Here is a 20351-nt window from a genome sequence, read left to right on the forward strand (position 1 = left end):
GATCGTAAAGACGCAAACAGCATCATCCCTGACAGCTCGACCCGCGCCATCCCTGGCGCGGGACGCTTTACTCTTCTGCCCGCTCTCCCCGCGCTTTCAGCCTCTGGTGGCGCTTTTGGAGGCGTTGCCTGCTCGCTCTCCCTGCGCTTTATGCTTTTGATGTTGCTTCAGACGTGTTTGCTGCCCGCTCTCCCTGCGCTTTATGCTTTTGATGTTGCTTCAGACGTGTTTGCTGCCCGCTCTCCCTGCGCTTTCAGCCTCTGGTGGCGCTTTTGGAGGCGTTGTCTGCATGCTCTCCCTGCGCTTTCAGCCTCTGGTGTTGCTTTTAGATGGGTTTGCTGCCCGCTCTCCCTGTGCTTTACGCTTCTGGTATTGCTTTCAGAGGCGTTTGTTGCCCATTTTTATGCCTGAGCCAGTACAATATCGTGACCTATTTACTGTATGGACGTGACACAATGGCAAAAAATGTCAGCGCAATAAAAATGCACACACCGCTGATAATATAAATGTAATTAACAGAGGCATAATGATTTAGTATCCATCCACTTGTAACCGAAGCAAGGGGTATGGCCATATAAGCGATAAGCCGTGTGACCGAAACGACCCGTCCAATGATAAAAGATTCTGTCACCTTTTGCCGGTAGGTGAAAAACGTAACGATAATAACCGACTGTACCAGCGATGAGATCGCCCAAAAGCTGGCGTGTATTAAGGCATTCGTGGCAAAGATAAGCATCAGGCTGCACAGGCCGATAATAAAAGACGAAACCATTATTATTTTTAGATCGGAATACCGTCCAATCACCCTGGCACCTATCCTGGCACCGATTATCGAGCCAGTACCAATGACAACAAAAAGCAACGCAATCTCATCGGCAGTCAGGTAAAACACTTTGCTATAAATCCACAGCAGATTGGGGAAAATAACTCTAATGCCGATATTAATAAAAAAGAAAAGGCAGGCAATGCTAAGAAGTTGCTTTTTATTATAAACGTAAACGAAACCTTCCCACAAAGAACGCATTATGTTTTTAACGCTTAGCGCTATCGTCTGCGTGGTTTTTACATACTCAACGGTTAACATGGTTATAAACGAGAAAAAATAACAGAACACCACAACCAGTAAAATGTTTTGTCTTGATAAACCAAGCAGAAAAACGCCTAATATCGCAGGCGCGATAATGCTGACGAGGCTATCAACCATACCAACTTGCGCATTCAAATATTTTATTTTATCTTTTTCCGTAACATCAGGAATGATAGATTGAAAAACCGGATGGTGAATAGCAGATAAAGAAGAAATCACTACACCTAACAAAAGCACCACATGTACAGAAGGCGAATAAAAAAGCATTATATAAAGCAAGAAACTGGTTGCGCTACACAATAATTCCCCTGCCATAATCATATGCTTACGGTTATAGATGTCACATAATACTCCGGCAAAAGGTGTAATTAATATATAAGGTATAATATTCATTGCATAGGATAAAGTCACCATGAAGGCAGAATTACTCATATCAAGAATAATAAGCGGAACAAGAAAAGAAACCAGCCAGAATCCAACGGATGTATTAATATATGAAATAATTAGTTTGTTCATAATTCTCTATTACTTATTGCCGCAACAGTCGCAGGTTAACGAACGTTCCCAAGTTTCATTTTTGGTTATCATTAAATCATCAAAGGAAAAACATTTAAGGTTATTTATCAGCACAGGAGGCTGGATGTCGGTTAAAATCTTTATCGCTTCGCAAACCATTACCCCTGCGGCAACGGAGACCAAAGCTGAAAGCGCCGGGGCCGCAACGGAATAATCATGACCGCTTTCATCATCTGCATTAATAAACAACCATGTAGGCCCTTTTTATTACGGACTGGATTAACCTACAGCGGCCAGCGTTGCATTTGAGGCAGCAAATTTAGTGAATTTCATATTTAGCCATCCTTTTCGTTAAAAAAAAACAGTCGTCTACACCTAACGTTAATATAAAACCTCATTAACATTGATGTGGAAACCACACTAAAACTGTGATATTTGTTTTGCAATGCTTTACAGTTCAGGGATGAATGAACAATGTGTGAAATTACTCAATTAAATCAAATTGCTATCGCCATGGGAAATCAACACAGGCTGGCTATGCTGGTGCTGATGATGGAGGGACGTTATTTTACGGCTAAAGAACTGGCTTATGGTGCTGGAATACAGCCATCCGCAGCGACAGGGCATTTGAAAACCCTGGTGGCAAGCAAAATGGTTAAAAGCTTCAGCCAGGGCAAATTTAAATATTTCACGCTTTATTCTGCCGATGTCGCCTCCGTTATTGAATCCGTGATCTGTCTTGCCGCCACCAAAGAGATTCGACGTAGTAAACCCGATGCCGCGATGTGCCACGCCAGGTTATGTTTCAATCACCTTGCTGGAAGACTAGGTATTAACATTTACCGATTCATGGATGAGATGAAATTTATTACTTCGGATAATGATTCAAAAATATTGCGCGTAACAGGAGAAGGTAAAAATTGGTTGCGCCGTAATCATTTCAATTGTAGTGCACTTTTTCAATCAGAAACTAAACAGGCGATTCAGTGTATGGACTGGAGCGAGCGCATCCCTCATCTCGGTGGCAAACTTGGCAGCATCATTGCCGTTAATTTTATGAATTCAGGATGGATTAGACGAAAAAAAAACAGCCGGGCGGTAATCATCACCGAGGAAGGTTATGAAAATATCAGCAGGCTATTTAATATCCATATGAAAAATAACCAGGAGTAAGAAATGTATGTTGTCCTCTTTGAAATAATGTTGCCAACGACAGGATTAGCGTAGCGCATATTGTCCATCAGTGTGAAATGCATCATCAGCAGGGCATGCCAGAGGAGAATAATATTCTGCTTTAAGGAAAGAGCCTTTATAAAATGATGGTTTAATGTCGGGCCAGGTTGCGCATCCCTGCGCTCAGGTTGTATTCCTTTCAACCTGCCTGGGTTGGTTGCACCAGCAGCTGCCCCGCTGTGCCGCGATCCGCCATCTCCAGCGTTTGGCTGTAATAAACAAACGGAAAATGTTCTGAGGAGGGCTGATTAAAGGCCACCAGCAGCTCCACGTCGCCATCAACCCAAACGGTATCTTTCCAGCCACGATCTTCGCCAAACGGCTGTGCGCCGTTCACGCTTTTTATTAAAAAGGTGACGCCCTGAATATGGAAGGCCTGCGGCGTATCGGCATGAATGATCCAACGCTCGTAGCTGCCCTGTTGCGCCTGAATATCAATACGCGAGGTATCCCACAGCGCGCCGTTAATCCCCGGTTGCGCGTCACCCAGACGCAGCTCACGCGTGCGGATCGGCGTACCGTCGAGAAGCTGATCGGCCAGCAGACGCATCGGCAGATTATCGGTGACTAACGGCAGCAGGCCGGTAGGCCGCAAGGTCAGAATCTGCGTGGAGGTTAAAATACTGGAAGGTTCAAACAGGCCGCGCAGGCGATCCATCACGCCCGCCGCCACGCCTGCGCTAATTGAGACTTCTTCGCCCTGCGACATATCCAGCAGCACTTCGCGCCGCTCGCCGGGCGCGAGGGAAAGCTGTTGTACCGCCACCGGCGCAGGTAAAAAGCCCTGATCGCTGGCGATAACATGAAACGGGCGATTGTCGCTGAGGATCATTTCATAACGTCGGGCGTTGGAGGCGTTCAGTAATCGCAGACGCACCCAGCCGCGTGAGACCTCAACGAATGGGCTTTGCACGCCGTTCACCAACAACGTATCGCCTACCAGGCCGCCGTTTTCCGGCGGGTTGTAGACCGGCACGCCAAAGTTATCGAGGCGTTTATCCTGAATAATCAACGGGAAGTCATCAACGCCATAGTGCCTGGGAATAGGCAGCGATTTACTTACCTCATCCTCAATCAGCCACATGCCCGCCAGTCCGTTATAGATATGCTGCGCCATACGGTTCGGCGTGCTGGCGTGATACCAGCAGGTTGCGGCGCGCTGGCGCACCGGCAGCACCGGCGCCCAGTCCACGCCCGGCGACATCATGCGTGGCGCACCGCCGCACAGTGCGCCCGGCACCTGCAAGCCGCCGACGCTCATCGCCACCGGCTCATTCAGCCGGTTATTGTAAATCAGCTTAACGTCATCACCGCTCCAGACGCGCACCGTCGGCCCCAGATAGAGACCGTTAATCCCCCAGACCGGCACCTTGTTATTGTCGCCGGAAAAAGACCAGTGGCTGCGCTGTGCGGTAAGGAACAGCGGCTGTCCACGGCGCGACTCCAGCAGCGGCGGAATCGGTAATGGCGTTTCATTGCCTGCGGCGCGGGCGCTAAACGGCAGCGCGCTGGCGCCCAGGGCTATGCCCGAAGCCTGTATAAATTGACGTCGACTGAAAGACATAACGACTCCATAGCGGTGCGCGCGGCGTCTGGCTGACGCAGTCCGTTTTTATTGTTGTTCAGGGATTGCTGTGGGGCCACGGCTGTGGCCCATATGAATTATACCTTGCCGTTGGCTTCCCGCTCGGCGACTTCCGCATCCAGTTCATTCAGTTTGGCCTGCATCAGTTCACGGCAGTGCGTTGCCAGCTTACGTACCGATGTATTTTCAAACTCGGCCACGTCAACCGGCGGCAGCATTTCGATAATCACCAGGCCGTTTTTCCAGCGATTCAGCTTAATTTTATCGTGCGTTGTTGAGACCACAATCGGGATAATCGGTACGCCAGCGGCAACCGCAGCATGGAAAGCGCCGGTTTTAAACGGCAGCAGCCCACGACCCCGGCTGCGGGTTCCTTCCGGGAACATCCAAAAAGAGATGCGCTTTCTTTTGAACTCATCCACCACTTTACCAATGGTGGTATGCGCTTTGGCGCGATTATCGCGATCGATTAACAGATTGCCCGTCAGCCAGTAGAGCAGGCCGAAAAAAGGGATCCAAAGCAGGCTTTTTTTGCCTACCGTGACCGTTGACGGCTGCACGATATTCGCCGCAGTAATCATGTCGTAGTTGTTTTGATGGTTGGCGATGTAGATCGCATTGCCATAATTTTCCGCCCCTGCCGGCTTACGCATCTCAACCTTCACGCCAAACAGCGGCGCCAGCGAGCCAAACAGGTGGCCAAACGTAGCGACATGGCGCGGATTACGCGGAGAAAACAGGCACCAGATGCAGCCAAATACACAAACCAGAATTGAATAAATTACAACCAAAAAGACACGTAAAATTAGCAGCATAAAGACCTCATGGTAACGTCCGCCTAAGTATACCGGCTTTATATGAAAACACACCGGTATTGCACCGGAGCGCAGCGATCGCGCGCCGGTTTCCCTGTGCTATCAGGCTTCGCTATCGTCAGAAACGGCGCGCGCTGGCGCATCAACCTCAACGCGATCGATACGCTGCAGGCCACGCGGCAGCAGCGTGCCACGACGTCCGCGCTCGGCACGGAATTTCTGCAGCTCTTCCGCTCGCAGCGTCAGCTTACGTTTGCCCACGTAGAGCGTGATGGCGCTGCCCGGCGGTAGCAGATAGAGCCAGGCGAGGCGATCTTCGCCGCTGCTGGCCTGCGCCGACGGAATAGAGATGATCTTGTTCCCTTTGCCTTTCGACAGCTGCGGCAGATCGCCTACCGGGAACATCAGCATGCGGCCCGCCGCGGTAATCGCCAGCAGCATGTCGTCATCGCTATGAATCGCCATCGGCGTCATGACTTTGGCATTCTCCGGCAGCGTCAGCAGCGCTTTACCCGCGCGGTTGCGTGACACCAGATCGGCAAAGGTACAGACAAAACCGTAGCCCGCATCAGAGGCCATCAGCAGCCGCTGCTCATCTGCTTCCATCAGTACCTGTTCCATCAGCGCACCCGGCGGCGGCGTCAGCTTGCCGGTTAGCGGCTCGCCCTGGCTACGCGCCGAAGGCAGCGTGGAAGGATCCAGCGTATAGCTGCGGCCGGTGGAATCGATAAAGGCGACCGGCTGATTGCTTTTGCCGCGTGCGGCCGCCAGATAGCTGTCGCCCGCCTTGTAGCTCAACCCGGCCGGATCGATATCGTGCCCTTTCGCGCTGCGTACCCAGCCCATTTGCGACAGCACCACCGTTACCGGCTCGGAAGGCACCAGCTCGTTTTCACTGATCGCTTTCGCTTCTTCGCGCTCGTGCAGCGGTGAACGACGCTCGTCGCCGTAGGCTTCGCTATCCGCCTGCAGCTCTTTCTTCAGCAGCGTATTCATGCGGCGCTCAGAAGCCAGCGTCGCCTGCAGCTGATCGCGCTCTTTTTCCAGCTCGCTCTGCTCGCCGCGAATTTTCATCTCTTCCAGCTTCGCCAGATGGCGCAGCTTTAATTCAAGGATCGCTTCCGCCTGGGTTTCACTGATGCCGAAACGCGACATCAGCGCTGGCTTCGGCTGATCTTCGCTGCGGATAATTTCGATCACGTCATCAATATTAAGAAATGCAACCAGCAAACCTTCAAGGATATGCAGACGCTTTAATACTTTATCGAGACGATGCTGCAAACGGCGACGTACCGTATCGCGACGGAACACCAGCCACTCGCTAAGGATTTCCAGCAGGTTTTTCACCGCCGGACGGTTATCCAGCCCGATCATGTTCAGGTTGATGCGGTAGCTTTTTTCCAGATCGGTGGTGGCGAACAGATGGTTCATAACCTGATCGAGATCGACGCGGTTAGAGCGCGGCACCAGCACCAGACGCGTAGGGTTCTCGTGATCGGACTCGTCACGCAGATCCTCCACCATCGGCAGCTTTTTATTGCGCATCTGCGCGGCGATCTGTTCCAGCACGCGCGCACCGGAAACCTGATGCGGCAGCGCCGTGATCACCACCTCGCCCTCTTCTTTTTTCCATACCGCACGCTGACGCACCGATCCGCGACCGTTCTGGTAGATCTTACGGATCTCGGCACGCGGCGTGATGATCTCCGCCTCGGTCGGGAAATCAGGCCCCTGCACGATATCCAGCAGCTCGTCCAGGCTGGTTTTCGGATTATCAATCAGCGCCATCGTCGCCTGAGTCACTTCGCGCAGGTTGTGCGGCGGAATATCGGTGGCCATCCCTACCGCGATGCCGGTGGTGCCGTTCAGCAGGATATTCGGCAGGCGCGCCGGTAACATTTTCGGCTCGTTTAAGGTGCCGTCAAAGTTAGGGACGAAATCCACTGTGCCCTGCCCCAGCTCGCCCAGCAAAACTTCGGCGTAGCGCGAAAGGCGCGATTCGGTGTAACGCATCGCGGCGAAGGATTTCGGATCGTCCGGCGCCCCCCAGTTCCCCTGGCCATCCACCAGTGGATAGCGGTAAGAGAACGGCTGCGCCATTAACACCATCGCTTCATAACAGGCGCTGTCGCCGTGCGGATGATATTTACCCAGCACGTCACCCACGGTACGCGCCGATTTTTTGAATTTTGCGCTGGCGTTCAGGCCCAGCTCCGACATCGCATAAACGATACGGCGCTGCACCGGTTTCAGGCCATCGCCAATGTAGGGAAGCGCCCTGTCCATGATCACGTACATGGAATAGTTCAGGTAGGCGTTCTCAGTAAATTTATGCAGGGCAAGGCGCTCTGCACCATCCTGCGTCAAGTCACTCATTATGATTCCTCACGTTGCAGCGGGCATCAGCGCGCCGCGTAGCGATCTATTTGGCGAGGATAGTACCTTAAAGGCAGCGCAGGTAAAACCGCAGAAGCACGGACGACATTGATCAAATTGCCGGCGTACAACGTCAATCTGGCGGGCAGCAAAGGGAAAAAAGTTTGATCCGTTTGCAGGCATTCTACGCCTGCAGAACCTCCGTCATACTTTTTGATTAACAACAGCAGTTCAGCATTCAGGCATGTTTCCCGATGCGCCTTAACATATTACCTAACTTAGCTCTTGAGCTAAGTTAGCATTTAAGCTAATGTTTTTTTTCAGGGAGGAAAGCTGTGTTTGAAGTTATCTATCATGATAAGGCTGAAGCCGAGCTAAAAAGTCTCCCGCTAACGGTAAGGGTAAAATTCGACAGGCTTGTCGAAAAGCTGGAAGCCGACCCGAGGACGTTACGAGAGCCGTACGCAAAGCCTATAGGCGGCGGCATGTACGAAGTCAGAACGATGGGAACAGACATATCGCGGGGGCTGTGGGTTTATCAGGCCGGGCAAAAAATCTATATGTTGAGAATCTTCATCAAGAAATCGCAGAAAACGCCGAAATTTGAAATTGAAACCGCCTGGCGTCGGCTGGAGGAAATGAAACGTGAAATACAAAACACATAAACAGATTCATGATGAAATGATGCGCGACGATGAATATCGCGCCGCCTATGAAGCTGAAGAACGTAAAGAGCGCTTACAGGCGCTCTTACTGGAATGGCGGAAACACGCAGGCCTAACCAGCGCACAGGTTGCCGAACGCATGGGTATCAAGCCGCCGACCGTTTCCCGCATGGAAAAAAATATAACGTCGGCGAGTATTGAAACCATCGCGCGTTATGCGAAAGCATGCGGCATTCGTTCCGCCACCTTATTCTTTTAAATAACCGTTAAGCGATAACATTCCGCCTCCTTAAAATACTTTTTATTCAGTACGTTATGGAGGTTTTTTTGCAGCAACCGCCCTGGTTATTGCTTTTAAAGTTGAGCATTAGCGCCGCCGACATTCCGCAATTTTTTTCACTTTTCCTTATCGATTATTGCGCTATACGCAAAAGTGTTATGATCAAACGCACATTTTTCTTTGCCTGTACCCTGCGTAGACTGAGGCCAAAGTTTGCAACGGAGCGACAAAGACAATGACTAAGATTTTAATTCTGGATGCGGGTAAACAATTCGCCCACTCGAAAGGCGAACTGAACCACACCATGACCGAAGTGGCAGAAACCTTTTTACGCGATCAGGGCCACGACGTGCAGGTTACGCATATCGATGACGGCTACGATATTCAGCAGGAAGTGCAGAAGTATCTCGATAACGACGTGGTGATTTATCAGATGCCGGGCTGGTGGATGGGCGAGCCGTGGATCCTGAAAAAGTATATCGATGAAGTGTTTACCGAAGGTCACGGTTCGCTGTACGCCAGCGATGGCCGTACCCGCTCTGACGCCAGCAAAAAATATGGCTCCGGCGGTTTGCTGCAGGGCAAGAAATATATGCTGTCGCTGACCTGGAATGCGCCGCTGGAAGCCTTTACCGATCCGCAGCAGTTCTTTGAAGGCGTGGGCGTTGACGGGCTTTATCTGCATTTCCATAAGGCGAACCAGTTCCTGGGAATGGAAGGCCTGCCTACCTTTATCTGTAACGACGTGATTAAACAACCTGATGTGCCGCGTGATATTGCGCGCTACCGTGAGCATCTGGCGCAAATCTTTGCTTAACTTAACGCTCTGATACCTTTACCAGGGAACTATTATGCTGACAGTTGTAGCTGAGATTTGCGTCAAGCCCGGTCGCCGTGAGGCAGTGCTGGCGGCCATCCAGGATTTAACGTCCGTGGTTTTAGAAGAAGAAGGCTGTCATAAATATCAGGCGCTGGTCGATCATCAGGCACAGGTGCCGTGGAAACAAAATCTGCCCGATTCCATTTTTATGCTGGAATACTGGCAGTCGCTGCGTCATCTGGAACAGCATCAGCAGCAGCCGCATATGGAAGCCCATCGCGAACGCATTAAAGATGATGTGCTGGATGTGAAGATCTTCGTGATGGAAACCCCGGCGGGCGCGGTGCCCGATTCCGCCGTACTGTAAGCAGATAAATAGCTGACCTAAAACATAACCGCCCGGCTATCTCACGATGGCCGGGCGGTTTTTTTCATGCCGGACGATGCGAAAGCGCGGTTTATACTTCGATCTCCGCCTTATCGCCTTTTTCCTGTAGCCAGTTACGGCGATCTTCCGAACGCTTTTTCGCCAGCAGCATATCCATCATCGCCAGCGTTTGCTCCACGTCCTCTTCACTGATGGTCAGCTGAACCAGGCGACGCGTATTGGGATCGAGCGTGGTTTCACGCAGCTGCATTGGGTTCATCTCGCCCAGCCCTTTAAAGCGCTGTACGTTCGGCTTGCCTTTTTTACGCTTCAGCTGCTCCAGCACGCCATCTTTCTCTTCCTCGTCCAGCGCGTACCACACCTCTTTGCCTAAATCGATGCGGTACAGCGGCGGCATCGCTACGTAAACGTGCCCCTCTTTGACCAGCGAGCGGAAGTGTTTAACAAACAGCGCGCACAGCAGCGTGGCGATATGCAGGCCGTCTGAATCCGCATCCGCAAGGATACAGATTTTGCCGTAGCGCAGCTGGCTGAGATCTTCGCTGTCCGGGTCAATGCCGATGGCGACAGAGATATCATGCACTTCCTGCGAGGCGAGCACTTCATCCGAGGAGACTTCCCAGGTATTCAGGATCTTACCTTTCAGCGGCATGATCGCCTGATATTCACGATCGCGCGCCTGCTTGGCGGATCCGCCTGCGGAATCCCCTTCCACCAGAAACAGTTCGGTTTTGCTTAAATCCTGCGCGGTACAGTCGGCCAGCTTACCGGGCAGCGCTGGGCCGCTGGTGAGTTTTTTACGCACCACTTTTTTGGCGGCGCGCATACGCCGCTGCGCGCTGGAGATCGCCAGCTCCGCCAGCTGCTCCGCCGCCTGCACGTTCTGGTTAAGCCACAGGCTAAAGGCGTCTTTCACCACGCCGGAGACAAACGCCGCGCACTGACGTGAAGAGAGGCGCTCTTTGGTCTGACCGGCAAACTGCGGATCCTGCATTTTTACCGACAGCACGTAAGCACAGCGATCCCAGATATCTTCTGCCGACAGCTTCACGCCGCGCGGCAGAATATTGCGGTATTCGCAAAAATCGCGCATCGCATCAAGCAGCCCCTGACGCAGACCGTTAACGTGCGTGCCGCCCTGCATGGTTGGGATCAGGTTGACGTAGCTTTCCGTCAGCAGCTCACCGCCTTCCGGCAGCCACAGCAGCGCCCAGTCCACCGCTTCGACGTCACCGGCGAAACTGCCGACGAACGGCGTTTCCGGCAGCGTAATCAGGCCGTTTACCGCCTCGCTCAGATAGTCAGTCAGGCCATCCTGATAACACCAGCTCTGCTCGGTGTTATTGACCTTATCTTTGAAAACAATTTCAACGCCCGGACAGAGTACCGCTTTCGCCTTCAACAGATGCGACAGGCGCGAAACCGAGAAGCGCGGACTGTCGAAAAAGCTGCCGTCCGGCCAGAAACGCACGCGCGTTCCGGTGTTGCGTTTCGCAACCGTGCCGATAACCGCCAGATCCTGCACTTTATCGCCGTTTTCAAACGCCATTTCGTACACTTCGCCATTACGGCGCACCGTGACTTCCACGCGCGTTGACAAGGCGTTAACCACGGAGATGCCGACGCCGTGCAGACCGCCGGAGAACTGATAGTTTTTATTAGAGAATTTGCCACCGGCGTGCAGGCGGCAGAAGATCAGCTCAACCGCCGGAACGCCCTCTTCCGGGTGAATATCGACCGGCATACCGCGCCCGTCATCGATCACTTCCAGTGACTGATCGGCGTGTAGAATCACCTCCACGCGTTTTGCATGGCCGGCCAACGCTTCATCAACACTGTTATCGATAACCTCCTGTCCCAGGTGGTTAGGGCGCGAGGTATCGGTGTACATTCCCGGACGACGACGAACGGGTTCGAGGCCGCTGAGTACCTCAATGTCTTTAGCGTTATAGCTGGATTGAGTCATCGTATCGTTCTGAATTGGTAGGTGAAAAAAGAGTTATACGATCTGCGGCATCAGGCGCGATTCAGACCGATAAAGTCAAGAATCAAAGGGAAAAAGCGTTCGAATCCGGTAAAGGCGTGGTTGCCGCCCTCCTCGACCGTCTGGCGACAGGCTTGGTAGTAATCCAGTGCCTGACGATAATCGAGCACCTCATCCCCCGTCTGCTGCAGTAGCCAAAGCAAATCCGGCGACTCAAGCGGGTCAATCTGCATGACCTTCAGATCGTAAATGTGGCGTGACTCTAACACATATTTTTGGCCGGTGTATGGATTCTCGTTAGTGCCAAGATAATTGAGCAACAGGTCGAAAGGACGCACCGCCGGGTTGATCACCACCGCCGGTAAAGTAAAGCACTGCGACAGCCAGGTCGCGTAATAACCGCCAAGCGAAGAGCCGACAATGCCCAGCGGCTCACCGGCGCGCGCCAGCACCATCTCTTCCAGCATCTGCGCCGCTTCGCCCGGAAATACCGGCAGCTGCGGCACCAGCATGGTTATCTCCGGATGCTGCGCCGCCAGCCAGCGCTGGAACTGCGTCGCCTTCGCCGAAGCGGGAGAGCTGTTAAAACCGTGCAGATAGAGCAGCGTCGCCATACTTTAGTAACCTTCGGAATCAAGATCGGGCGTAAAAGCGCGCGTTGACAGGCGCGCAACCTGCGTTTGCACCGCGCCGCTGCTATCCAGCTCCAGCCAACGCCAGCCCGGCGCGACGGCATCAATGGTAAAATTGGTACAGTGCGGTTTGAACTGCACGCAGGTCGAGGGGGTGGCTAATAAACGCCGTCCGTGCCACTCCACATCCATCTCCTGATGAATATGACCGCAAATCAGCGTTTTCGCCAGCGGCCAGGATTGCAGTACGGCATCAAGCGCATGGGCGTTGCGCAGGCTATGCTGATCCAGCCAGGTACAGCCCGACGGCAGCGGATGGTGATGCAGCAGCACCAGCGTATGACGATCGGCGGTTTGCGCCAGCGTGTTATCCAGCCATTCAAGCTGATAGTCACTAAGCATGCCGTGCGGCACGCCGGCGACCTGGCTGTCGAGCAGCACCAGCTGCCACTGTTCGCCCAATAACACCTGTTTGGCTTCCGCAATGCCTGAATGCGCCAGCGTATCGTACATGGTAGGCTGAAAATCGTGGTTGCCCGGCAGCCAGACGCAGGGCGCAGGCAGCCGCGCAATACCCTCAGCAAAGTGCTGATAGGCTTCAGGCGAGTGATCCTGCGCCAGATCGCCGGTAGCAATAATCAGGTCGATCGGCTGCTGCTCAGCCTCAATAGCTTCCAGTACCGCATTAAAACTGGCCCAGGTATTTACGCCCAGCAGCGTTTCGTGTTTGCCTGAAAAAAGGTGGGTATCCGTGATCTGTAATATCCTGATATTGGCCCCACTCACCACAGGAAGTTTTAGCAGGCTATCCAAAAAATGTCCTTAATCTCTACGCCATATCAAGGTTATTGCGGCTTACCAGGCAGGGACCGCCATGGCGCCGTGCGACAGACAATAACGCAGCCAGTCCGCAAGAAACTGGTTGATTTGATGCTTTTCATCACGCTGGTGCAATTTTTTATTCGGGTAATCATAACGCGCTTTGAAGCGATAGATCTGCTGTGTTGAACACACTTCAGCAACCATCGCATCATGATATAGCCTGACAGACATTGAAGGCAGACTCCAGTAACTCACGGCAGGCGCGGTCTGACGAATTTCAACCAGGGTGGTGTAACGCGTAGATTCAGTAATGGTAATGCTGTAGCTGGCGCCGTTTACCTGATAGGTCACCGAAGCCCCCGCTTCATCATTGCGCGGCAGCAGGCGACGCAGCTGGGCGAAATTGGTTTCGCTCAACCGCATCATTTCGGGAAAATCAGGGATGTAGCGCTTGATCATGTTGGATTCCACTCTTTTCGCAATTTCTCATAGTGCAGCATCAGCCATTGCAAAGCGATGACGGAGGCCGCGTTGTCAATTTTCCCCTCTTCCACCCAGCGGTAAGCCTGTTCGCGACTCACCACATGAACAAGAATATCCTCATTCTCTTCCTCCAGGCCGTGGCATCCTTGCGCCACGCTGGCATCCACTTCTCCCACCAGCACCGACAGGCGCTCGCTGGTGCCACCCGGACTTGCCAGGTAGTTAATGACCGGCGCTACGCGTTTAACCGTCAGACCCGCTTCTTCCATCGCCTCGCGCCGCACCACCTGCTCTACGTTTTCGCCAGGCTCAATAATGCCGGCCACTAATTCCAGTAGCCAGGGCGTTGAGCTGGTATCATAAGCGGGAATGCGGATCTGTTCGATCAGCACCACTTCATCACGCTGGGGATCATAGGGTAGCAGGACTGCGGCATGTCCGCGCTCAAAAACTTCGCGTACCACTTCTTTGCTCATTTCACCATTAAACAGGCGATGGCGAAAACGATAGCGAACCAAAGAAAAAAATCCTTCATATAATGGCTCGCGTGCAATAATTTCTACATCGTTTTTGCTGAAAGTCACAGGGTATTCTGTATTTTTAACCATAAAGCCGGTGTCCTTTACAGTGGGGAGCGCGGTGAAGCGTTTCAACCAGACGCCGCCCGGAAGGGTGGTTCTTTCTGAATTATTTACGTAAATTAACGGAAGATGGCACGTTCAGCCAACTTATCACTCTGGCACACTCTGCTAGAATCGGCGCATATTTTTTTAGCTTATGTCAGCGCTACCATAGCAACGTTGCTGCACTACAAGGAATGCAAATGAAGAAACTGCTCCCTCTAATTATTGGCCTGAGCCTGGGCGGCTTCAGCATGGCGAGTCAGGCGGAAAACCTGCTGCAGATTTATCAACAGGCCCGATTGACTAACCCTGATTTGCGCAGCTCAGCGGCGGATCGTGACGCGGCATTTGAAAAGATTAACGAAGCGCGTAGTCCGTTACTGCCTCAGCTGGGCCTTGGCGCCGATTATACCTATAACAGCGGCTACCGCGATGCGCGTGATACCCATTCGAATACCACCAGCGGCTCTTTGCAGCTGACGCAAACGATCTTCGATATGAGCAAATGGCGTGCTCTGACGCTGCAGGAAAAGAACGCCGGGATTCAGGACGTCACTTATCAGACGGCTCAGCAGAACCTGATGCTGAATGCCGCCACAGCCTACTTCAATGTGCTGCGCGCCATTGATTCGCTTTCCTTTATTGAAGCGCAGAAACAATCTATCTATCGTCAGCTTGATCAAACCACGCAGCGCTTTAACGTAGGCCTGGTGGCGATCACTGACGTACAAAACGCCCGTGCGCAATATGATAACGTGCTGGCAAACGAAGTGTCGGCGCGCAACGCACTCGACAATGCGGTGGAAACGCTGCGTCAGGTTACCGGCAACTACTATCCAACCCTGGCTTCGCTCAATATCGATCGTTTCCGCACCGATAAGCCGCAGCCGGTTAGCGCGCTGCTGAAAGAGGCGGAGAGCCGCAACCTTAACCTGTTATCTGCGCGTCTGTCACAGGATTTAGCGCGCGAGCAGATCCGCTATTATGAGTCAGGCCATATGCCGACGCTGGATTTGAAAGCCTCTACCGGCCTGTCCAACAATAAATATGGCGGCAGCCGTGCAGTACAAAACGACAGCATCACCGGCAGCAATCAGGTGGGCCTGAGCTTCAACCTGCCGCTTTATACCGGCGGTTCAGTAAACTCTCAGGTGAAACAGGCGCAGTACGCTTTTGTTAGCGCCAGCGAGCAGCTGGAAAGCGCGCATCGCTCTGCGGTGCAGACCGTGCGTTCCTCTTTCAACAACGTTAACGCCTCGATCAGCAGCATCGAAGCTTACGAGCAGGCGGTGGTTTCCGCGCAGAGCTCGCTGGATGCGATGGAAGCGGGTTATCAGGTGGGCACACGTACTATCGTTGACGTGTTGGATGCCACTACCACGCTGTACAACGCTAAGCAGCAGCTTTCCGATGCCCGTTACGACTACCTGATCAATCAGCTGAACATTAAATCAGCGCTGGGTACGTTGAACGAAGAGGACCTGACCGCGCTGAACGCCAGCCTGGGTAAAGAAATCCCAACCTCGCCGGAAACGGTCGCGCCAGAAAATCCACAACAGGATGCGGCGGCCGATCGCGGTACGCAGCTGCAGGCGGCAGCGGGCCAGAACGATACCGGCGCAGCGGCAGCGACGCGTCCGGCAGCACCACGCCAGAGCGGTAATCCGTTTAGCCACTAAGCATGAATAACGGCCACGAAGCCGGTTAATTTCGTGGCCGTTCCCCTTCTTTTGCCGCCATTTCATTTCTGTTTCTATCCCTTCTCGCATTTGAACGTATAGCTACGTAAAGATACAGGCACAGCGCGCGCTGTTGCTTCATTTTTGAGCCGGTTTCCCCTATCCTTTGGCTACCTTTGGGCAGAGGATGACCCCATGAAACGGACAAAAAATATTAATCGCGACGCCTTCCGTAAGAGCTGGCGCGCTCGTCACCTGACGCCGGTGGCATTAGCTGTTACCGCTGTTTTTATGCTGGCCGGCTGCGAAAAAACAGACGAAACGGTTTCGCTTTATCAAAACGCGGATGACTGTACCAAAGCTAATCCCGATCAGAGCCAACAATGCACCACCGCTTACAATAATGCGCTGAAAGAGGCGGAAAAAACCGCGCCTAAATATGCGTCGCGTGAAGACTGCGTTGCCGAATTTGGCGAAGCGCAGTGCCAGCAGGCTCCAGCCCAGGCTGGTACGAATGCGGAAGCGCATCAGAGCGGCAGTTTCTGGATGCCGTTGATGGCCGGCTATATGATGGGACGCATGATGGGCGGCGGAGCAGGTTTTGCCGCGCAGCCGCTGTTTAGCTCGAAAAATCCGGCCAGCCCGATGAACGGTAAGTTCGTTGACGCCAGCGGTCGCAACTACGGCACCGCAACGCCGGGCAAAACCATGACGGTGCCGAAAACGGCGCTGGCACCTAAACCCGCAACCACCAGCACCGTAACGCGCGGCGGCTTTGGTGAAAGCGTGGCGAAGCAAACCAGCATGCAGCGCAGCAGCGCTACCGGCACCAGCAGCCGCTCGCTGGGGGGCTAACCAGCCTTATGAAACGTATTGCTATTGCAGAACGTCCTGACTGGCGCGCCCGTGCGACCGAGTACGGCTTTGGTTTTCATACCATGTATGACGAGCCGTACTGGTGCGAAGAGGCTTATTATCAGTTTACCCTGGCGCAAATTGATTATCTGGAAGAAACCACCGCCGAGCTGCATCAGATGTGCCTACAAGTGGTGGATAAGGTGGTTAACAGCGAAGAGCTGCTGGCTAAATTCCGTATTCCCAAACATACCTGGGATTTTGTGCGTACTTCCTGGAAAACCTCACAGCCGTCGCTCTATTCACGGCTTGATTTGGCCTGGGACGGCAGCGGCGATGCTAAGCTGTTAGAAAATAATGCTGATACGCCAACATCGCTGTATGAAGCCGCTTTCTTTCAGTGGCTGTGGCTGGAAGATCAGCTTAACGCGGGCAAACTGCCGGCAGGCAGCGATCAATTCAATAGTCTGCAGGAAAAACTGATTGAGCGTTTTGCTGTGCTGCATCAGCAGCATGGCTTTAGCCTGCTGCATTTCACCTGCTATCGCGACAGCATTGAAGATCGCGGTACGGTGCAATACCTACAGGACTGCGCCAGCGAGGCGGGATTACCGAGCGACTTTCTGTTTATTGATGATATTGGACTGGGCGAGCAGGGCCAGTTTACCGATCTTAACGATCAGGTTATCAGTAATCTGTTTAAGCTCTACCCGTGGGAATTTATGCTGCGCGAGATTTTCTCAACCAAGCTGAACGATGCTGGCGTGCGCTGGCTGGAGCCAGCCTGGAAGAGCATTATTTCGAATAAAGCGCTGCTGCCGATGCTGTGGCAGATGTTCCCGAATCACCCTAATCTGCTGCCCGCTTATTTTGCGGAAGATAATGTACCCGCCATGGACAAATATGTGGTGAAGCCCCTATTTTCCCGTGAAGGCGCCAATATCCGCATCGTAGAAAATGGCCAGGAAATTGCTCGTGTTGATGGCCCTTATGGCGAAGAAGGAATGATTGTGCAGCAGTTTCATCCTCTGCCGCAGTTTGGCGACAGCTACACGCTGATCGGCAGCTGGTTGGTGAACGATCAGCCCGCAGGCATTGGCCTGCGTGAAGACAAGGCGTTAATCACGCAGGATCTGTCGCGCTTCTACCCGCACGCTTTTATTGAGTAACCAAAAAGGGCCGCTCAGGCTGCCCTTTTGATTCTTCCGACGTTATCCCACCTGAACCGATAACATGCTCAGCGCGGACATCACCATGCCATCGATCGGCACGGTAACGGCCTCGTCTGGCTGACGCAAACCTAATATGTATAACAACGGCAGATAATGTTCTGGCGTGGGGTTAGCCAGCGCCGCCCCCGGATGCTGCATAAAATTTACCAGCGGATGCGCTGTCGCCTCGCCCTGCCAGCTCAAATTGTCACGTACGTACTGGTTAAACGCGCTGGCCCATGGATACACCTCGCCATCCTCCTGCCAGCGCGCCATGCGCAGGTTATGCACCACATTCCCGCTGGCAACAACCATTACCCCCTGCTCTCGCAGCGCCGCCAGCTTTTGCCCCAGCCGAAAGTGCCATGCTGCGGGTTGCGTAGCATCAATGCTCAGCTGCACCACCGGAATGTCCGCATTGGGGTACATTTTGATGAGAACGCCCCACGAGCCATGATCCAGCCCCCAGCTATGATCCAGGTGAACATCTAACGGCGCCAGCATCCCGGCGATCTTTTGCGCCAGCTCAGGCGAGCCGGGCGCAGCATAACGCGTATCAAACAGCGCCTGCGGAAAGCCGCCGAAGTCATGAATCGTGCGTGGATTTTCCATTGCGGTCACTGCGGTTCCGCGGGTGTACCAGTGGGCAGATATTGCCAGGATCATCTGCGGTCTCGGCAGCTTTTCGCCCAGCTCGCGCCAGGTTTGGGTATAGTCATTCTCTTCCAGCACGTTCATTGGGCTGCCGTGTCCCAAAAACAGCGCGGGCATGCGTAAGGGTTTCATAGCATCCTCAACAGGCTGTGATTCGATTGAGAAGTACCTTACGCGCTTTAACGGGCGAATGCTGGCGGATAAGCATGACAAACACGTTCAAAAATTTTGACTATCAGTCAGACAAAACTTTACCTAATACCCCCTCGCTTTTTGTCAGAATTTAAATAACCTTGATAAGAATCATTATCATTGGGAAGAGTATAATGTCAGTTCCTCTGCTTTTGACTATTTTGGCTGGCGCAGCGACCTTTGTCGGCGCGTTTTTAGGCGTAATAGGACAAAAACCCTCCAACCGTATGCTGGCCTTTGCGCTGGGGTTTGCTGCCGGCATTATGCTGCTCATCTCGCTGATGGAGATGCTGCCAGCGGCGCTGGAGACGCCAGGCATGTCGCCGTTATTAGGCTACGGCATGTTTCTGCTGGGCCTGCTCGGTTACTTTGCTCTTGACCGTTTATTGCCGCATCAGCATCCGCAAGATTTGATGGTGGCTAATCCGCCGACGCGCAACCTGCGACGCACCGCAATTTTACTGACGCTGGGCATTAGCCTGCATAACTTCCCGGAAGGCATCGCAACCTTTGTAACTGCCAGCAGCGATCTGGAACTTGGGCTGGGCATCGCTTTAGCGGTGGCAATTCATAACATCCCGGAAGGCCTGGCAGTGGCCGGCCCGATGTATGCCGCGACCGGCTCGAAAGCGCAGGCGCTTTTTTGGGCCTGTATTTCCGGCATGGCGGAGATTCTTGGCGGCATATTAGCGTTCTGGTTGTTAGGTCCGGCAATTTCACCGGTGCTGATTGCAGCCATTATGGCGGCCGTTGCCGGTATTATGGTGGCGTTATCCGTTGATGAGCTTATGCCGCTGGCGCGTGATATCGATCCGCACAGTAATCCCAGCTATGGCGTTTTATGCGGTATGACCGTGATGGGCTTTAGCCTGACGCTGCTGCAAACCAGCGGAATCGGCTGATGCTATTAATCTGAAAATAATTACGAAGGCAATGATATATCAATGACATAGTTCATTGAGGGAATTTTCGAGACCTGTCTGCTATTTTTACTTTCTGCCGCTTCGTAAACTCCCTTAACCTCTGGTTAATGACGGAATTTACGAAATTATTATGCTGGTTCAAGGCGCCATACTTTGTCTGGCTATGAATATCTATCATGAAGCACGCGGGGAACCGCTAAAAGGGCAGATAGCCGTGGCATCGGTAACGATGAATCGTGCTAACTGGGATGTTAAGCAAATTTGTCCGGTGGTTTACGCACCAAAGCAATTTTCATGGACTCACTTAAAAAAGAACGCATTCAGCTATCCAGACAACAACGATAAAAGCTGGCAGCGGGCACAACAGATAGCTCACCAAATTGTTAACGGCGAGCTTTCTGATGTGACTAATGGCGCAACCTACTATCACAATCAAACGGTAACGCCTGCCTGGCGTAGCGCCTTTTCGCAAACCGCAGCTATTGGCAATCATATCTTCTACGCCAAACGATAAAAAAAGCCGGGATT

General features: G+C 52.8%; 20 protein-coding genes. 10 read left to right on the forward strand and 10 right to left on the reverse strand.

Going from position 1 to position 20351, the window contains the following annotated elements; all coding sequences use genetic code 11:
- Positions 1-430: 430 nt before the first annotated feature.
- The gene (locus J2X14_RS15780; protein ID WP_352412120.1) at positions 431-1603 is read right to left on the reverse strand and encodes an MFS transporter; all 1173 of its coding nucleotides are present in this window, start codon (positions 1601-1603) and stop codon (positions 431-433) included.
- Between the two features lie 474 nt (positions 1604-2077).
- On the opposite strand from J2X14_RS15780, the gene J2X14_RS15785 reads away from it, so the two are divergent.
- On the forward strand, positions 2078-2776 hold the full coding sequence (locus J2X14_RS15785) for an ArsR/SmtB family transcription factor (RefSeq protein ID WP_352412121.1): 699 nt from the start codon (positions 2078-2080) through the stop codon (positions 2774-2776).
- Between the two features lie 199 nt (positions 2777-2975).
- Here J2X14_RS15785 and ftsP read toward each other — a convergent pair whose 3' ends face one another.
- From ftsP to parC, 3 genes are all read right to left on the reverse strand, one after another.
- A complete protein-coding gene (ftsP, locus tag J2X14_RS15790) occupies positions 2976-4400 on the reverse strand; it encodes a cell division protein FtsP (protein WP_352412122.1) in 1425 nt (474 codons plus the stop codon).
- 98 nt (positions 4401-4498) lie between these two features.
- Entirely contained in the window at positions 4499-5236 is a 738-nt protein-coding gene (locus J2X14_RS15795) for a 1-acylglycerol-3-phosphate O-acyltransferase (protein WP_352412123.1), read from the reverse strand.
- A gap of 102 nt (positions 5237-5338) precedes the next feature.
- Positions 5339-7612, reverse strand: coding sequence for a DNA topoisomerase IV subunit A (parC, locus tag J2X14_RS15800; protein WP_352412124.1), 2274 nt, complete (start codon positions 7610-7612; stop codon positions 5339-5341).
- Positions 7613-7947: 335 nt separating this feature from the next.
- On the opposite strand from parC, the gene J2X14_RS15805 reads away from it, so the two are divergent.
- From J2X14_RS15805 to J2X14_RS15820, 4 genes are all read left to right on the forward strand, one after another.
- Positions 7948-8277 carry a type II toxin-antitoxin system RelE/ParE family toxin gene (locus J2X14_RS15805; RefSeq protein WP_352412125.1) on the forward strand — a complete coding sequence of 110 codons (330 nt, stop codon included), beginning with the start codon at positions 7948-7950 and terminating at the stop codon, positions 8275-8277.
- Positions 8258-8536 (forward strand): helix-turn-helix domain-containing protein, encoded by a 279-nt coding sequence (locus tag J2X14_RS15810; protein ID WP_352412126.1) that lies wholly within the window; start codon positions 8258-8260, stop codon positions 8534-8536. Before J2X14_RS15805 ends, J2X14_RS15810 begins: the two co-directional genes overlap by 20 nt.
- Positions 8537-8792: 256 nt before the next feature.
- Positions 8793-9374 carry an NAD(P)H-dependent oxidoreductase gene (locus tag J2X14_RS15815; protein ID WP_352412127.1) on the forward strand — a complete coding sequence of 194 codons (582 nt, stop codon included), beginning with the start codon at positions 8793-8795 and terminating at the stop codon, positions 9372-9374.
- A 34-nt stretch (positions 9375-9408) separates the two neighbouring features.
- Positions 9409-9744, forward strand: a complete 336-nt coding sequence (locus J2X14_RS15820) for a putative quinol monooxygenase (protein ID WP_352412128.1) — start codon at positions 9409-9411, stop codon at positions 9742-9744.
- A gap of 91 nt (positions 9745-9835) precedes the next feature.
- On the opposite strand, the gene parE is transcribed toward J2X14_RS15820, so the two are convergent.
- The 5 genes from parE to nudF are packed head-to-tail and all read right to left on the reverse strand — an operon-like array spanning position 9836 to position 14294.
- Positions 9836-11731: a DNA topoisomerase IV subunit B gene (parE, locus tag J2X14_RS15825; protein WP_352412129.1), complete on the reverse strand. Its 1896-nt coding sequence runs from the start codon at positions 11729-11731 to the stop codon at positions 9836-9838.
- Positions 11732-11781: 50 nt separating this feature from the next.
- Positions 11782-12363 (reverse strand): esterase YqiA, encoded by a 582-nt coding sequence (gene yqiA / locus J2X14_RS15830; protein WP_352412130.1) that lies wholly within the window; start codon positions 12361-12363, stop codon positions 11782-11784.
- A 3-nt stretch (positions 12364-12366) separates the two neighbouring features.
- On the reverse strand, positions 12367-13194 hold the full coding sequence (cpdA, locus tag J2X14_RS15835; protein ID WP_352412131.1) for a 3',5'-cyclic-AMP phosphodiesterase: 828 nt from the start codon (positions 13192-13194) through the stop codon (positions 12367-12369).
- Between the two features lie 42 nt (positions 13195-13236).
- Positions 13237-13662 carry a DUF1249 family protein gene (locus tag J2X14_RS15840; protein WP_352412132.1) on the reverse strand — a complete coding sequence of 142 codons (426 nt, stop codon included), beginning with the start codon at positions 13660-13662 and terminating at the stop codon, positions 13237-13239.
- Entirely contained in the window at positions 13659-14294 is a 636-nt protein-coding gene (nudF, locus tag J2X14_RS15845) for an ADP-ribose diphosphatase (RefSeq protein ID WP_352412133.1), read from the reverse strand. Before nudF ends, J2X14_RS15840 begins: the two co-directional genes overlap by 4 nt.
- Before the next feature lie 215 nt (positions 14295-14509).
- Here nudF and tolC point away from each other — a divergent pair, with 215 nt between their 5' ends.
- The 3 genes from tolC to J2X14_RS15860 all read left to right on the forward strand — a co-directional run bounded on the left by tolC (position 14510) and on the right by J2X14_RS15860 (position 18012).
- The gene (gene tolC / locus J2X14_RS15850; protein WP_352412134.1) at positions 14510-15988 is read left to right on the forward strand and encodes an outer membrane channel protein TolC; all 1479 of its coding nucleotides are present in this window, start codon (positions 14510-14512) and stop codon (positions 15986-15988) included.
- A gap of 195 nt (positions 15989-16183) precedes the next feature.
- A complete protein-coding gene (locus tag J2X14_RS15855; protein WP_352412135.1) occupies positions 16184-16843 on the forward strand; it encodes a DUF1190 family protein in 660 nt (219 codons plus the stop codon).
- A gap of 8 nt (positions 16844-16851) precedes the next feature.
- Positions 16852-18012 carry a glutathionylspermidine synthase family protein gene (locus tag J2X14_RS15860; RefSeq protein ID WP_352412136.1) on the forward strand — a complete coding sequence of 387 codons (1161 nt, stop codon included), beginning with the start codon at positions 16852-16854 and terminating at the stop codon, positions 18010-18012.
- 42 nt (positions 18013-18054) lie between these two features.
- On the opposite strand, the gene ygiD is transcribed toward J2X14_RS15860, so the two are convergent.
- On the reverse strand, positions 18055-18840 hold the full coding sequence (gene ygiD, locus J2X14_RS15865; RefSeq protein ID WP_352412137.1) for a 4,5-DOPA-extradiol-dioxygenase: 786 nt from the start codon (positions 18838-18840) through the stop codon (positions 18055-18057).
- Between the two features lie 194 nt (positions 18841-19034).
- On the opposite strand from ygiD, the gene zupT reads away from it, so the two are divergent.
- Together zupT and J2X14_RS15875 are read left to right on the forward strand one after the other, a co-directional pair.
- Complete coding sequence (gene zupT / locus J2X14_RS15870) at positions 19035-19802, forward strand: zinc transporter ZupT (RefSeq protein WP_352412138.1); 768 nt, start codon at positions 19035-19037, stop codon at positions 19800-19802.
- A gap of 151 nt (positions 19803-19953) precedes the next feature.
- A complete protein-coding gene (locus J2X14_RS15875) occupies positions 19954-20337 on the forward strand; it encodes a cell wall hydrolase (RefSeq protein ID WP_352412139.1) in 384 nt (127 codons plus the stop codon).
- Positions 20338-20351: the final 14 nt, after the last annotated feature.

It is taken from the genome of Mixta sp. BE291 (assembly GCF_031457955.1).
Lineage (GTDB): Bacteria > Pseudomonadota > Gammaproteobacteria > Enterobacterales > Enterobacteriaceae > Mixta.

Excerpts from the sequence above, each read along its gene's own strand:
- J2X14_RS15780 (WP_352412120.1), bottom strand. The coding sequence starts at position 1,603 with ATGAACAAACTAATTATTTCATATATTAATACATCCGTTGGATTCTGG.
- J2X14_RS15785 (WP_352412121.1), top strand. The coding sequence starts at position 2,078 with ATGTGTGAAATTACTCAATTAAATCAAATTGCTATCGCCATGGGAAAT.
- ftsP (WP_352412122.1), bottom strand. The coding sequence starts at position 4,400 with ATGTCTTTCAGTCGACGTCAATTTATACAGGCTTCGGGCATAGCCCTG.
- J2X14_RS15795 (WP_352412123.1), bottom strand. The coding sequence starts at position 5,236 with ATGCTGCTAATTTTACGTGTCTTTTTGGTTGTAATTTATTCAATTCTG.
- parC (WP_352412124.1), bottom strand. The coding sequence starts at position 7,612 with ATGAGTGACTTGACGCAGGATGGTGCAGAGCGCCTTGCCCTGCATAAA.
- J2X14_RS15815 (WP_352412127.1), top strand. The coding sequence starts at position 8,793 with ATGACTAAGATTTTAATTCTGGATGCGGGTAAACAATTCGCCCACTCG.
- J2X14_RS15820 (WP_352412128.1), top strand. The coding sequence starts at position 9,409 with ATGCTGACAGTTGTAGCTGAGATTTGCGTCAAGCCCGGTCGCCGTGAG.
- parE (WP_352412129.1), bottom strand. The coding sequence starts at position 11,731 with ATGACTCAATCCAGCTATAACGCTAAAGACATTGAGGTACTCAGCGGC.
- yqiA (WP_352412130.1), bottom strand. The coding sequence starts at position 12,363 with ATGGCGACGCTGCTCTATCTGCACGGTTTTAACAGCTCTCCCGCTTCG.
- J2X14_RS15840 (WP_352412132.1), bottom strand. The coding sequence starts at position 13,662 with ATGATCAAGCGCTACATCCCTGATTTTCCCGAAATGATGCGGTTGAGC.
- nudF (WP_352412133.1), bottom strand. The coding sequence starts at position 14,294 with ATGGTTAAAAATACAGAATACCCTGTGACTTTCAGCAAAAACGATGTA.
- tolC (WP_352412134.1), top strand. The coding sequence starts at position 14,510 with ATGAAGAAACTGCTCCCTCTAATTATTGGCCTGAGCCTGGGCGGCTTC.
- J2X14_RS15855 (WP_352412135.1), top strand. The coding sequence starts at position 16,184 with ATGAAACGGACAAAAAATATTAATCGCGACGCCTTCCGTAAGAGCTGG.
- J2X14_RS15860 (WP_352412136.1), top strand. The coding sequence starts at position 16,852 with ATGAAACGTATTGCTATTGCAGAACGTCCTGACTGGCGCGCCCGTGCG.
- ygiD (WP_352412137.1), bottom strand. The coding sequence starts at position 18,840 with ATGAAACCCTTACGCATGCCCGCGCTGTTTTTGGGACACGGCAGCCCA.
- zupT (WP_352412138.1), top strand. The coding sequence starts at position 19,035 with ATGTCAGTTCCTCTGCTTTTGACTATTTTGGCTGGCGCAGCGACCTTT.
- J2X14_RS15875 (WP_352412139.1), top strand. The coding sequence starts at position 19,954 with ATGCTGGTTCAAGGCGCCATACTTTGTCTGGCTATGAATATCTATCAT.